Consider the following 14,048-nt stretch of genomic DNA (forward strand, 5'->3'; position numbering starts at 1 on the left):
ACAAACAGCACTACATTTCCATTTTCAAGATAAAAAATGTCAAATATACAAGTTTAATTTTATCGGTGTAAAATTTCATTGTCAAGGTTTTCTCCATGAAACGCCTGATTTCGGAACGGATCAACAAAAAAGCAGGAAAACGGGCGGGTCCGCTCTCCTGCTTTTTCTCTTATTCTTCGTCGAACAGTGTGTCTGCTCCGTTGTCTTCTTCCGCCGGCGGCAGATCCTGTACATTATCCAGTCCATAGCGCTCACGAATTTTCATCATGATTTCATGACGTACATCCGGATTTTCTTTTAAAAATTGTTTTGCATTCTCACGGCCCTGGCCAAGACGTTCACCGTTATAAGAATACCAGGCACCACTTTTCTCAACAATATCCTCTTCAGAGCCAAGGTCAATAATTTCTCCTTCGCGCGAAATACCTTCTCCGTACATAATATCTACTTCTGCGACGCGGAACGGCGGAGCCACCTTGTTTTTTACAACTTTAATTTTTGTTTTGTTTCCGACAATATCGTTTCCTTGTTTTAAAGCTTCTGCTCGTCTTACTTCAAGACGGATAGAGCTGTAAAACTTAAGAGCACGGCCGCCAGGAGTCGTTTCCGGGTTTCCAAACATAATTCCCACTTTTTCGCGGATTTGGTTGATAAAGATGGCAATCGTATTTGATTTATTGATGGCACCTGACAGTTTACGAAGAGCCTGTGACATAAGACGCGCCTGCAGCCCTACGTGTGAAGCACCCATTTCGCCTTCGATTTCCGCTTTCGGTACAAGTGCCGCAACCGAGTCAACGACGATAATGTCAACAGCGCCACTGCGTACAAGGGCTTCTGCAATTTCAAGCGCCTGCTCTCCTGTATCTGGCTGCGACAAAAGAAGCTCATCAATGTTTACACCCAATTTCTGCGCATAAACCGGATCAAGTGCATGCTCAGCATCGATAAACGCAGCCTGTCCGCCTTTTGCTTGTACTTCTGCGATGGCATGAAGAGCCACTGTTGTTTTACCCGAGCTTTCCGGCCCATAAATTTCAACAACGCGACCACGCGGGTAACCGCCGACTCCAAGCGCGGAGTCAAGCGAAAGCGATCCGCTTGGTGTTGTGGAAACACGGCGCTCCGCCTGCTCACCAAGTTTCATAACTGAGCCTTTACCGAATTGCTTTTCAATTTGTTTAAGTGCCATATCTAAGGCAGCCTGACGATCATTCACTATTAAATTCCTCCTCAAAAATGTATATCTATATTAGAACAGCTGTTTTGCCGGTTGTTGTTTTAACCTGTTTTAACTATACCTTAAACGGCGGTGAATTACAAGCAAAAAACGAACATTTATTCGATTTTTTCATCCTTTCTGGATTGGAAAATGTTTACGAAAAGAAGAGATAAAACTGAGTAAAAATCGATGAAGAAAATGAAGACCAAGGGAAGAGATTTTGTTTGTTTCCACCGGCTTGCTGCTTCTTTATTATACCATGAAGCCTCACCAAAAAGCCCGCCAGAACTACTGGCGGGCTTGCATTTTTAGATGAATTTTCATTTTAAAAACAACTATGTTTCTCCCAATTTCCAGCCAGCTATCAGCCCGTATAAAACAGGTTCATGTACTTTGAGAGTCTGCTTTATTTCTGGCTGTTCGAATCAAGCAGTGCAAGCAAATAATGGCACCCGTATTTGACTGTACGCTTGCGAATACCCGCACGGCTTCCGACCATTTTAAGCGGATGGACCATGGTCTGGTGACCTGCACGCGAGATGGCCAGAAACACCGTACCAGGCTCCTGCCCTTCCAAAGGAGCCGGACCAGCTGCTCCTGTAAACGAAATACCAATTTCAGCGTCGCACAGCTCGCGGACATTTTCGGCCAATTCTTTTGCACATTCGGCACTGACCGCACCGTAGGCTGTAAGCGTGTCATGTTTTACCCGCAGCACCTGTTCTTTTATTTCGTTTGTATAACAAACAACACCACCTTTTACAACAGTGCTTGTACCAGGAATTGCGGTTAGCTCGCCCAAAAACAAGCCCCCGGTAAGGCTTTCTGCAGCAGCAATGGTCACCTGCTTTTCTTTTAACTTGGCCGCGAGTTCGGCAGCAATGGTTGTTTCTCCGTAGCCGTAGAAAAAAGCACCGACTCTCTCCAGAATCTCATCCTCTGCGAGCTGAATCAAACGGTCTGCTTCGTCTTGAGATTCATGCTTGGCAGTGATGCGCAAAGTTACTTCTCCATCCCCTGCCAGTGGTGCAATCGTTGGGTTTGTCTGCTTCATTAAAATATCATCAATTTCTGTTTCAAGAGCTGATTCTCCAATGCCGAAAAAACGCAGCACGCGTGATTCGATCCGCTCTACTTTTTCCATCGTATGTAAGATTTCCGGACGTCCATAATTTAAAAACATCGGCTGCATTTCTTTTGGCGGTCCCGGTAAAAGCATGTAGTGGATGCGGTCCTTTTTGACAAACATGCCAGGGGCCATACCATAGTCATTTGGCAGTACAGTGCTGCCTTCAATGACGAGCGCCTGCTTTTTGTTGTTTTCAGTCATGACACGACCTGTTTTTTGAAAATAGGCCTGGATACTTTCAAGCGCTTCTTCATTGTATGTCAGCGTCTTGCCCATTAACCGGGCAATGGTTTCTTTTGTCAGATCATCTTTCGTTGGACCAAGGCCGCCGGAAAAAACAATTAAATCTGCCCGCTTTTGAGCAAGTTTTACGGCATCCTCAAGGCGTCCTTCGTTGTCGCCGACCACAGTATGATAAAAAACGTTTACGCCGATTTCGGCTAAATGCTGAGACAAAAAGCGGGCATTTGTATTGGTAATCTGGCCAAGCAATAATTCGGATCCTACAGCAATAATTTCTGCGTTCATTTTATGTATACACTCCTTTTTTTGTAAGCGAAAGGCACCGTGGAAAATCCAGGGTGCCTCTTTACTCATTTTGAATCTTTAAAAACAGCTTTGTTTAATTTAAAGTAGTCCCAGCCGGACCAAAGCGTGAAGAAAAGTGCGATCCAAAGCATAATATCGCCAAACGGGAAGCCCATGCTTTCAAATGGAGCGTTATGCAAAAGCAATACCGCGATAGCGATAATTTGCGTCCACGTTTTTATTTTTCCAAGCATATTCGCCGCGACTACTTCGCCTGTTTCTGCCAGAATAAGGCGAAGCCCTGTCACAGCAAATTCACGGCAAATAATCGCAATCACAATCCAAGCAGGCGCCAGCCCGAGTTCTACAAGCAAAATAAGCGCTGCTGAAACAAGCAGTTTGTCTGCCAGCGGATCAAGAAATTTGCCAAAGTTCGTCACCAGGTTGTACTTTCTTGCAATATAGCCGTCGATCCAATCTGTTGTAGAGGCAATGATGAAAAGAAGTGCTCCTACAAAATGCTCGACCGGCATATCTGTTCCTAAGAAGCGCATTTGTCCCCATCCAAAATCAACCGACATAATTAAAATAAAAAAGGGGATCATCAAAATACGCGAAATGGTAATTTTATTAGGTAAATTCAAAACAGTTCCCTCCAGAAACGACCGTTATTGTGCTTTCGGGCGAATGATAATATCCTGCAGCACCTGGCTGTCTGCCGGTAGTTTGTATGCAAGTGGCTGGCCATTCACCTTAATAACAGTATCCGGAGCAAAACCAACTTTAATTTTTGCTTCTTTTTGACCGGTCATATTGTGTGTTTGTGTTTGTCCTTTTGCAAGCATACCGCTGTAGTAACTTTTTCCGCTTCCATCTGTGATTTCAATCCATGTTTCTCCATTGGAAGTAACCGCAATTTCAAGCTTGTCCGCACCAGAAAGTTCATAAACGGTTTGACGCCCGCTTGTAGAAACGGCCGATAGTGTTTGTGCCGGTGCAGCTGGTGCAGCCGGTTTTGTTGTTTCTTCTTTAGCCGGCTGTTCCTCAGGCGCCGGTGTTTCTTCTGCCGGTGTTTCCTCTTTTTGCGGCTCTTCGACTTGTACTTCTTCGTCTACAGCCGGGTCGCTTTCCGAACCGCTTTTCGGGATGAGTACATATACTAAAATAAGGGCACCGAGAACAAAAGCACCAACTAAAATTTTCGGCAGATAATCAAGCCATTTGGACGATTCACGAACAGGCTTTGATGCATCCACGCGTGTTTTTTGATCTGCAGCGGTTGCACCCGTTGGACGAAGCGGTACTTCATCTTCTTTAGAGGATGGCACTTCACTTTTAAACTCTTCGAATAAATCTTCTGCATTTAAGCCAACTGCTTCTGCATACTGCTTAATAAATGCACGAACATAAAACTTCCCCGGCATAATATCGTAAGTGCCTTCTTCAATACCTTCAAGGTACCGTTTTTGAATTTTTGTCGTTTCTTGAACATCTGATAGTGACATTCCTTTTGCTTCGCGCGCTTCCTTTAATCTTCTCCCTAATTCTGTCACCCATAACACCTTCCAATATTAAAAGTTAAACCCACCAAACTCCGATTCCTGAAACAGGTTGTTTTTTTCGACCGCTTCGTATGTAATCTCTTCGTCCGGTTCATTTCGCAACTCAATGATATAGTCAAAATCGTCGATTGAATAGTGACTATTTTCTACAAATACGTCCGGGTGTTCGACGACTTTCACGGCCGAAAGCTGCATCACTTCCCGAATCAGCTGCCAGTGCTTTTCACCAGCACGCCGGGCCGAAATGACACCGTCCAGAATAAAGATATTTTTTGGACTGTATTCATCCCGAAGCAGCTGTTCACGAACTGTCTGCTTAATCATTGTTGACGACATAAACAGCCATTTTTTATTTGCACACACACTGGCCGCTACAATTGATTCTGTTTTTCCTACCCGCGGCATCCCACGAATACCAATTAATCGATGACCGTCCATTTTGTACAATTCTGCCATAAAATCAACAAGAAGTCCAAGCTCACTTCGTACAAAGCGAAAAGTTTTCCGATCATCGGCATCACGTTCGATATAACGACCATGACGCACAGCCATTCGATCACGCAATTTCGGCTCTCTCAGCTTCACAACCTCAATGGTGCCCATGGTTTGCAGAATAGACTCAAGGCGCTTGATTTGATCTTCGCTTTCCGCCCGCATTAAAAGACCTCTGTTTTTGTCATCCACACCGTTAATCGTTACGATATTAATCGACAGCATACCCAGCAGAGAAGAAATATCACCAAGCAGGCCAGGGCGGTTTTTTTTAATTTTGTATTCAAGGTAATATTCTTTTTTCACCATCATATTCCTCCAGCATGACTTACATTGTTCAGTCATGGATCCTTTTACTATAATAAAGGATATTATGTATTTTTAAAAGCACAAGTCAAAAGAAAACCCCTTCCAGCTTAAGGAAGCCGAAAAGGGGTTTTCTCTCTTCATTATTTTTGAACGAGTTTCATCATGCATGATGCCAGTACTTTTTGCTCAGGCTCGCTTGCAACAGACCATAGATCCGCTAACACACGCTCCTGCTCGTTTTTTGGCTCTACATTTGCCTGCAGGTAGTCACCGATCTCATATGCCAATTTGTTAACTGCTTCTTCCGGCATACCACGGTGCAAAGCATTATCCATTCGGTTACCTAAAAATTTCTTCCAATCCTGCCAGTTGTCAAGTACAGACATATTGAGCATCCTCCTTTTCAAGTAAGAATCCTCTTTAGTGTGCACCCGACTCACGAATTTATGCGTACCATCCACCATTTACCGACAGTGTATGACCGGTAATATAACCCGCTTCACTGGAGGCTAAAAAAGAAGCCGCTGAAGCAATTTCATCCGGCAGGGCAAAACGGCCAAGCGGGATATCAGAAGCCATCTCCTTTTTTTCTTCTTGAGAAAATTGATCGTTCATTGGCGTATCTACCGCACCAGGTGCAATGGTATTCACACGGATGTGAGATGGCCCCAGCTCTTTCGCCAGCGCTTTTGAAAAAGCAATCTGCGCGCCTTTCACTGCGGAATAAACTGCTTCACATGAAGCCCCTGCTTCACCCCAGATGGACGAAATAAGCGTAATCGAAGCAGGTGCCCTCTGACGCAGAGACGGCAGCAGTTCTCTCGACAAAATCATCGGTGCTTTTACGTGAACAAGCCAGAGGCGCTCCATTTCTTCATCTGACACATCCTGAAGCATAGCATACTGGCTCATTCCAGCTGCAAAAATGATCGCTGAAGCCGCATAAGAGGCTTCTATTACATGCTGAATTTCGGAGCGATTTGTTAAATCAGCCCGAACAATCAGGGCATCTCTCCCTAATTTGCGGACCGCCTCTGCCGTCTCACGTACTGATTCTTCATTTTGACTGTAATGAAGAATTGTATGCCAGCCTGAGGCGGCCATCTTCAGTGCAATAGCACGTCCAATCCCACCTGACGCGCCAGTAATTAAAACTGTTTTTTCCATTTACGCTGTCTCTTTTGGCAGCACAAAGCAAGAAGAGAATCGTTCAGCCTGGATCATCTCATTTGCAAAAGCAGATACATCCTGAAGAGTCATTTCTTCAAGCACGGGCACAGTATCAAATAAATTTAACCCGTTAAATTGATATCGTGTAAACTGATTGGCAATAAATTCGGGTGAGTTAAATGCCCGGAGTGTTGAGCCAATTTTCTTTTTACGTGCACGTTCAAATGCTTCCTCCGTTAAATGGCCGCCTTCTTTTGCTTCTAATAGCTGTGTTTGAATACGCCCCGCAAGCTCGTTCGGATCATTTGAATCACCGCCAACAAGCGCAAAGCTAAAGCCACGCTCTCCTGTGTAGTCAAAACCAAATGTGTCGTCAATCAAGCCGGCATTATAAGCTTTTTCATAGAACTTGGCCGTTTTTCCAAACAGCATTTCAAGCAAAAGACCAGCAGCCAGCTCTTCCCGCAGCTTTTCCTTGCCTGTGCGGCTTGAAGCTGGCATTTTAAAGCCGACCTCACACTTTGGCGTGTTTACACTCATGCGGATTTCATTATGCTCCACAGCTGCTTTCTCAGACTCCTCCGGAAAGCGCCGTTCGACCGGAGTGGGATCCGGGAACGATTTTTTCGACTGATTGTCTTTAACGAAGCTCATCATTTCGTCCGGATCAACCGGGCCGACAATAAACAGTGTCATATTTACTGGATGATAAAACGTATTGTAGCACGTGTACAAGTGGTCTTTTGTAATATCTGCAATAGACTCTACTGTGCCTGCAATATCAATTTTCACCGGATGATCTTTATATAGATTTTCGATCAGGCCGAAGTATACACGCCAGTCAGGATTGTCATCGTACATCCGAATTTCCTGGCCGATAATGCCTTTTTCTTTTTCAACCGTTTGTTCGGTAAAATAAGGATCCTGAACAAAATCAATCAGTGTTTCTGTGTTTTCTTTTATATTAGAGGTAGCTGAAAACAAGTAAGCCGTCCGCGTAAAAGAAGTAAAGGCATTCGCAGACGCGCCCTGGCTGCCGAATTTTTGAAACACATCACCATCTTCTTTTTCAAACATTTTATGCTCTAAAAAATGGGCAATCCCATCTGGAACATGAATGAATTCTGTTTCACCATTCGGCACAAAGTCATTGTCAATCGATCCATAGTTTGTAGTAAATGTTACATAAGTTTTGTTGAACCCTTGTTTCGGAAGGATATATACATTCAGCCCATTATCAAGCTGCTCATGATAAACCGTTTCATTCATTTGGTCAAAAACTGTTTTCTCCATTACGCTTCCTCCTTGCCTGCCAAAAAGTACACCGTATCCATCGTAATTGTTGCCGCTGCTGCTGCTGCCTGCTCTTTTGTTACAGCATCAATTTCTTCAAGCCATTGATGAATCGGGCGATTTGTGCCTGATGCGATATTGTGGTAAAGTACTTCGACCATACCCCGTGCAGTGTCTGCTGATTCCTGGAGCTGATTTTTCAAAAGCGCTTTTGTTTGTGTCATTTCCAAATCTGAAATACGGCCGTTTTTCATTTCATCCAGCTGTTCTTTCATGATCCGAACGGTTTTCTCGTAATTTTTTTGATCAATACCGGCCAGCATCGTCACAAAGCCTTTGTGGCTGTCTAAGCGGCTTGCTGCATAGTAGGCCAGACTTTCTTTTTCGCGTACGTTTACAAATAGTTTTGAATGAGAAAAAGCACCAAACACGCCGTTAGCTACCTGCATTGCTACAAATTGCGGGTCACTGTACGTAATCGGTGTGCGGCACCCGATATTCAGCTTGCCCTGGTTAATATCCTGTTCTTCGCGAATTTCACGTACTTCTTTCGGACCTGCACCCGGTTCTGTTTTCACAGAGACCGCTGTTCGGTTTTCAAAAGGAAGGTGTGCTTGAATTTTTTCAACCACTTCTGATGATTTCACATCACCGATCACAAAAATATCAATAATGTCTTCCGCCAGCGCTTTTTTGTAATACGCATATAACGAGGCCGCATCAATTGACGGAACTTCATTCAGCAAACCGCCGGCTGGAAGTGCATACGGGTCATCTCCATACATTTCTTCCACAAGCTTAAGAGATGCATATCGCGTTTTATCATCATAAATAGAGCGGATCCGCTGCTCCATGTTTCGCTTTTCTTGTTGAACGGTTTTATCCGAAAAAACTCCTTCTTTTACATAAGGATGGAATAGCACATCCGCTAAAAGCGTAAGCGCCTGGTCGAATAAGCTGTCTTCTCCATGCAAATACTTTTCGTTGGCCGCTTCCATTGTAAAGGTAAGTACATGCTCATTGCCTTTTTTTGTTGAATCTGAAAAAAACAAGGCACCATATAATTCATCCAGCCTGGTGCGAAAAGCAGCGGCTGACGGTGCATTTTCGGTACCGGACTGCAACACATGCGGCAAAAGGGCACGCATAGTTACGGTCTCTTTTTCAAGAGGTGCTCTCATTTTAACGATGACCGTATTTGTTTTGTATTTTTCCGTTTCAATGGTATGAATGTTGTATCCTGGTTTAGCAAATGTTTGTTCACGTGTGGTTTCCATCGAATTCCTCCTCTGCATCGGGTTGCTGAATACCTTTTACTAGTATATCTTCACTATCTTCCTATAGGAAATATAACGTCTTAAAGGAAATAAAAACCTTATATATAATGAAGAGTTTGGGCAGGATATACCTAGAAAAATGTACGCACTTTAAAAACAGTATGAGAAAAAGCCTCGCTTTTTAGTCGTTTTTCTCATATTGTTTTAAATGGCACTGATGAAGGTATGACCTACAGTAAAGGAAAGGTCTTTATAAAAGAAAAAGAACCCCGCGCCCGGCGGGATTCTTCTTATCTGCTGCCTTTTATATAAGGGGTACCCGATGCTTTTGGTGCATCGGCACGGCCGATAAAGCCAGCCAGTGCTAAAATCGTAAGTACATACGGTGCAATCAGCAGATACACATCCGGCACATCCTGTATAACCGGAATACTTGAGCCGACAATGCTGAGACTTTGAGCAAATCCAAAGAAAATGGCAGCACCCATCGCACCAAGTGGATGCCATTTTCCAAAGATCATAGCCGCTAATGCCATAAAGCCCTGTCCGGTAATCGTTGCATGGCTGAAGTCCAATGAGATGGACTGGGCATAGACCGCACCACCAAGTCCACCGAGAAGACCCGAAATAAATACGGCAATATAGCGCGTTTTCGCCACGTTTACACCCATTGTATCAGCTGCCATCGGATGCTCTCCAACTGAGCGGAGCCGGAGGCCAAATGGTGTTTTGTACAAAACAAACCAGGAAATAACGGCAATAACAAATGCCCAAATGGTCGGTCTGGCAATATCACTGAAGAAAATGTCTCCAATGACCGGAATATCACTTAGAAAAGGGATATCTTTTTTAATGAACCCGATGTCGATCATGTCCGTCTGGCCTTTGTCATACAACAATTTCACAAGGAACAAGGATAAACCGAGTGCCAAAAAGTTAATAGCTACCCCGCTGACTACTTGATCCGCACGAAATGCAATGGAAGCCACACCATGAAGCAGTGACAGAAGTCCACCCGCCAGCATCGCTACTAGGAGTGCGATCCAGGGTGTTGCTTCTCCGAATGTTGACTGAAACGTTAAGTTAAACACAATCGCTGTAAACGCTCCAATGATCATTAATCCTTCAAGCCCGATATTCACAACGCCGGATTTCTCAGAAAATACGCCGCCAAGTGCTGTGAAAATAAGCGGTGTGGCTGCGAACAAGGCCGAAGAAACGATTAATGATATGATCGTTAACGCATCCATTTATTTCGCCTCCTTCTTTTTCAAGCGGCCCAGAAGCCAGGTAATCATGTAGCTGGATGCAACAAAGAAAATAATGAGCGCAATCACAATTTCAACAAGCTCGTTTGGCACTCCTGACTCAATCGGCATATTTAAGGAACCGACTTTCAATGCACCGAAAAGCAGGGCTGCAAGTACAACACCAATTGCCGTGTTTCCGCCAAGAAGCGCTACCGCAATCCCATCAAAACCGATGCCTGAAAATCCGGAATTAATAAACATATTTCCAAATGTGCCCAGTCCCTGCATCGCACCGCCGATACCGGCGAAGGCGCCCGAAATAACCATAGATAAAACAATGTTCCGGTTTACATTCATGCCAGCGTACTCGGAGGCATGCTGATTGTACCCAACGGCGCGCAGCTCATAGCCAAGCGTTGTTTTTTCAAGCATAAACCACATAATAATGGCTGCGATCACCGCTAAATAAATTCCGTTATGCAGAGACGAAAAATCGGTTATACTTTGCAAAAATGCTGATTGAAGGCTGGCTGTTTCACGAACCGGATCTGTTGCATCCGCTCCGTCGCTGATTACGTCCCGAATAAAATGATTGGTAATGTGAAGCGCCGTATAGTTCATCATAATCGTTACAATAACTTCATGAACACGCAGACGCGCTTTTAAAAACCCTGGAATAAACCCCCAGGCAGCTCCTGCCGCTGCTCCTGCTAAAATAGCAAGCGGTAAATGAATTATTTTTGGCAGTTCAAATGCCAGACCAACCCATACAGAAGCGAGCCAGCCGACAAGAAGCTGTCCTTCTACCCCGATATTAAACAGGCCTGTCCGAAAAGCAAATGCCACCGCAAGACCTGCAAACACATAGGGTGTCATCTGGCGCAATGTTTCTCCTGTATAAAACGAGTCACCAAATGCACCATTCCATAAAGCCATATACCCTGCTGTGGGATTGTTTCCACTTACAAGCATAATAAGGGCACCGGCAAGCAAACCGAGCAGAACGGAGATAACAGGAACTGCTAATACAGTCCAATTTTTAAACATGCTCATCCGCTCCTTTCTTTGAACCAGCCATGAGCAGGCCAAGTTCTTGTTCAGTTGTTGTTTTCGGATCCACAACAGCAACGATATTCCCTTCGTAAATAACGGCGATCCGGTCAGATACATTTATAATCTCATCAAGTTCAAACGAAAGAAGCAATACCGCTTTTCCACTATCCCGCTGTTCAATAAGACGCCGATGAATAAATTCAATTGCTCCGACGTCAAGCCCGCGCGTTGGCTGAGCAGCAATTAACAAATCTGGATTGCGGTCCACTTCCCGGCCGATAATGGCTTTTTGCTGATTTCCACCCGAGAGCGCCCGGGCCAGCGTTGTTTCAGATGGTGTCCGAACGTCAAACTCCTTGATTAGTGTAGATGCTTTTTTGTAGACTTCTTTATAATTCATGATTCCTGCTTTTGAAAACGGTTTTTGGTAATACGTTTGCAAAACAATATTTGTTCCAATTGGATAATCAAGCACAAGTCCATGCTTGTGGCGATCCTGCGGAATATGAGCCACACCAGCTTCGGTTACTTTTCTTGGCTTCAAGCCAGTAATGTCTTTTCCATTTAATGAAATAGAGCCCCCGGATGTTTTTCTAAGGCCTGTAATCGCTTCAATAAGTTCTGTTTGTCCATTGCCATCTACGCCGCAAATACCGACAATTTCGCCTGCCCGTACATCTAAATTCAAGTGACGCACCGCTTGTACGCCGCGTGAATCATTTACTGAAAGGTCCCGCACTTCTAATACATTGTGAGCCGGAGTTGCGTCCGCTTTCTCTGTCGTAAAAGTTACGTCGCGCCCTACCATCAAGCTCGCTAAATGATTGGGGTTTGTATTAGAAACGTCAACCGTACCAATGCCCTTTCCTTTACGAATGACGGTTACGCGGTCGCACACTTCCATAATTTCTTTTAATTTATGCGTAATTAAAATAATCGACTTTCCTTCTTTAATCAGCGCACGCATAATTTGAATAAGCTCTTTTATTTCCTGGGGTGTTAATACCGCAGTCGGCTCATCAAAAATTAATATTTCCGCCCCGCGATACAACGTTTTTAAAATTTCGACACGCTGCTGCATACCAACTGAAATATCTGCAATTTTCGCTGTGGGATCAACAGAAAGACCATATTGCCCGGAAAGCTCCCGCACTTTTTGCTCTGCTTCTTTCATATTCACTGTGCCAAATTTTTTCGGCTCATTGCCAAGGACGATGTTTTCCGTTACCGTAAATGTGTCCACGAGCATAAAATGCTGATGCACCATGCCAATACCTAGGTTGTTGGCTTTATTTGGGTCTGTAATTTGAACATCCTGTCCATTTACGCGGATACGGCCGGCTTCTGGCTGATAAAGACCAAAAAGCACATTCATTAGGGTCGATTTTCCTGCTCCATTTTCACCGAGAAGGGCATGAATTTCTCCTTTAGCGAGCTGCAATGTAATGTCGTCATTCGCTACAAATCCATTAAACTCTTTTCGAATGCCGAGCATTTCAATCACATAATCCATTTTTCTCACTCTCCTTTTCAAAACATTTATAATCCGGTAGGATGTCTGACCTTATAACTGAAAATTTTTTAAAAATCAAGGCAGTATAGCTTGTCCATACTCCCGTCATCTTTAAAAAGGGATGCCGGTATTTAAACCGGCACCCGTTAAACGGATTACTTTCCGCTTGGTACAGTTGGTACTTCTACTTCACCATTTTTAATTTTATCTGTCCATTCTTGTACTGCTGCTTTTGATTCTTCTGTTAAATTGTCCTGAGTTGGCGAGATGCTGACACCGTCTGCTTCAAGACCATATTCCGTTACTTCGCCGCCAGGAAATTCACCGTTTTGAGCTTTTGTCGCTACATCCTGCACAGCAAGGTCAACACGCTTAACCATAGACGTTAGCGTTACATTATATTCTTTGCCGTCTACCGTTACTTTTCCTTCTTCTGCCTGATCACGGTCAACACCGATCACCCATATTTCCTTGCTAGGATCTTTTTGCTTTAAGCTTTTTGCTTCCGAAAACACACCATTTCCTGTACCGCCTGCTGCGTGATAAATAATATCCGCGCCGGAAGAGTACATGGCAGATGCCATTTGCTGACCTTTGTCTGCTTTGTCAAATGCACCTGCAAATTCAATCACAACGTCTGCGTCCGGGTTTACTGCTTTTACTCCTGCTTCAAAACCGCCGGCAAACTTGTCGATCAGCGCACTTTCAATTCCTCCGATAAAGCCAACTTTGTCCGTTTTTGTTTGAAGTCCTGCGACAACCCCAACAAGGAATGAGCCTTCGTGTTCTTTAAACGTGATGCTTGTTACGTTATCCAGGCCTTCCACTACGTCATCGACAATGGCAAATTGACTGTCTGTACGCTGTTTCGCTACTTCTTCAATAGCCGGCTTGAGCTTATAGCCAATACCGTAGGTTAAATCAAAGCCATTACGCACGGCTGTGTTCAAGTTTGTTTTATAGTCTGCATCGCTTTTTGACTGAATGTAATCAAAACCGTCTGGACCTTTTTCAAGATTGTTTTCTTCACCAAATGCCTGTAATCCTTCCCAGGCAGATTGGTTAAATGATTTATCATCCACACCACCGACGTCTGTTACCATCCCAACTGTAAACTTGTCGGACTCACCGCTACCACTTCCACCGCCAGTGTTGTCTGCTTCCTCTCCACCACCGCCGCATGCACCTAGAATAGTGCCGGCTGCCAAAACCATGGACATTGCAAAACCTAATTTACGTTTTTCCATTTC

General features: G+C 44.2%; 13 protein-coding genes. All 13 read right to left on the bottom strand.

The features are described from left to right. Window positions 1-169 precede the first annotated feature (169 nt). The 13 genes from recA to VP97_RS08730 all read right to left on the bottom strand — a co-directional run bounded on the left by recA (window position 170) and on the right by VP97_RS08730 (window position 14,045). A complete protein-coding gene (gene recA, locus VP97_RS08670; protein ID WP_050181383.1) occupies window positions 170-1,219 on the bottom strand; it encodes a recombinase RecA in 1,050 nt (349 codons plus the stop codon). Between the two features lie 409 nt (window positions 1,220-1,628). Beyond that, the gene (locus tag VP97_RS08675; RefSeq protein ID WP_050181384.1) at window positions 1,629-2,879 is read right to left on the bottom strand and encodes a competence/damage-inducible protein A; all 1,251 of its coding nucleotides are present in this window, start codon (window positions 2,877-2,879) and stop codon (window positions 1,629-1,631) included. 65 nt (window positions 2,880-2,944) lie between these two features. Beyond that, window positions 2,945-3,523 (bottom strand): CDP-diacylglycerol--glycerol-3-phosphate 3-phosphatidyltransferase, encoded by a 579-nt coding sequence (gene pgsA / locus VP97_RS08680; protein ID WP_050181385.1) that lies wholly within the window; start codon window positions 3,521-3,523, stop codon window positions 2,945-2,947. Between the two features lie 24 nt (window positions 3,524-3,547). Continuing rightward, window positions 3,548-4,432, bottom strand: coding sequence for a helix-turn-helix domain-containing protein (locus tag VP97_RS08685; RefSeq protein ID WP_050181386.1), 885 nt, complete (start codon window positions 4,430-4,432; stop codon window positions 3,548-3,550). Window positions 4,433-4,450: 18 nt separating this feature from the next. Beyond that, complete coding sequence (locus tag VP97_RS08690) at window positions 4,451-5,242, bottom strand: DUF3388 domain-containing protein (RefSeq protein ID WP_050181387.1); 792 nt, start codon at window positions 5,240-5,242, stop codon at window positions 4,451-4,453. A 140-nt stretch (window positions 5,243-5,382) separates the two neighbouring features. Further along, window positions 5,383-5,628: a DUF3243 domain-containing protein gene (locus tag VP97_RS08695; protein ID WP_050181388.1), complete on the bottom strand. Its 246-nt coding sequence runs from the start codon at window positions 5,626-5,628 to the stop codon at window positions 5,383-5,385. A gap of 58 nt (window positions 5,629-5,686) precedes the next feature. After that, the gene (ymfI, locus tag VP97_RS08700; protein WP_050181389.1) at window positions 5,687-6,409 is read right to left on the bottom strand and encodes an elongation factor P 5-aminopentanone reductase; all 723 of its coding nucleotides are present in this window, start codon (window positions 6,407-6,409) and stop codon (window positions 5,687-5,689) included. Further along, a complete protein-coding gene (gene yfmH, locus VP97_RS08705; protein WP_050181390.1) occupies window positions 6,410-7,705 on the bottom strand; it encodes an EF-P 5-aminopentanol modification-associated protein YfmH in 1,296 nt (431 codons plus the stop codon). It lies immediately after the preceding gene. Beyond that, entirely contained in the window at window positions 7,705-8,982 is a 1,278-nt protein-coding gene (gene yfmF, locus VP97_RS08710) for an EF-P 5-aminopentanol modification-associated protein YfmF (protein ID WP_050181391.1), read from the bottom strand. Before yfmF ends, yfmH begins: the two co-directional genes overlap by 1 nt. Window positions 8,983-9,272: 290 nt before the next feature. Next, window positions 9,273-10,232, bottom strand: coding sequence for an ABC transporter permease (locus tag VP97_RS08715; RefSeq protein ID WP_050181392.1), 960 nt, complete (start codon window positions 10,230-10,232; stop codon window positions 9,273-9,275). Continuing rightward, window positions 10,233-11,279 carry an ABC transporter permease gene (locus VP97_RS08720; protein WP_050181393.1) on the bottom strand — a complete coding sequence of 349 codons (1,047 nt, stop codon included), beginning with the start codon at window positions 11,277-11,279 and terminating at the stop codon, window positions 10,233-10,235. It abuts the gene before it with no gap. Then, window positions 11,272-12,798 (bottom strand): ABC transporter ATP-binding protein, encoded by a 1,527-nt coding sequence (locus VP97_RS08725; protein WP_050181394.1) that lies wholly within the window; start codon window positions 12,796-12,798, stop codon window positions 11,272-11,274. The genes VP97_RS08720 and VP97_RS08725 overlap by 8 nt, the downstream gene beginning before the upstream one ends. A 155-nt stretch (window positions 12,799-12,953) precedes the next feature. Beyond that, entirely contained in the window at window positions 12,954-14,045 is a 1,092-nt protein-coding gene (locus tag VP97_RS08730; RefSeq protein ID WP_050181395.1) for a BMP family lipoprotein, read from the bottom strand. Window positions 14,046-14,048: the final 3 nt, after the last annotated feature.

This window comes from Domibacillus robiginosus, from assembly GCF_000966195.1.
Taxonomy (GTDB): Bacteria; Bacillota; Bacilli; order Bacillales; family Domibacillaceae; genus Domibacillus; species Domibacillus robiginosus.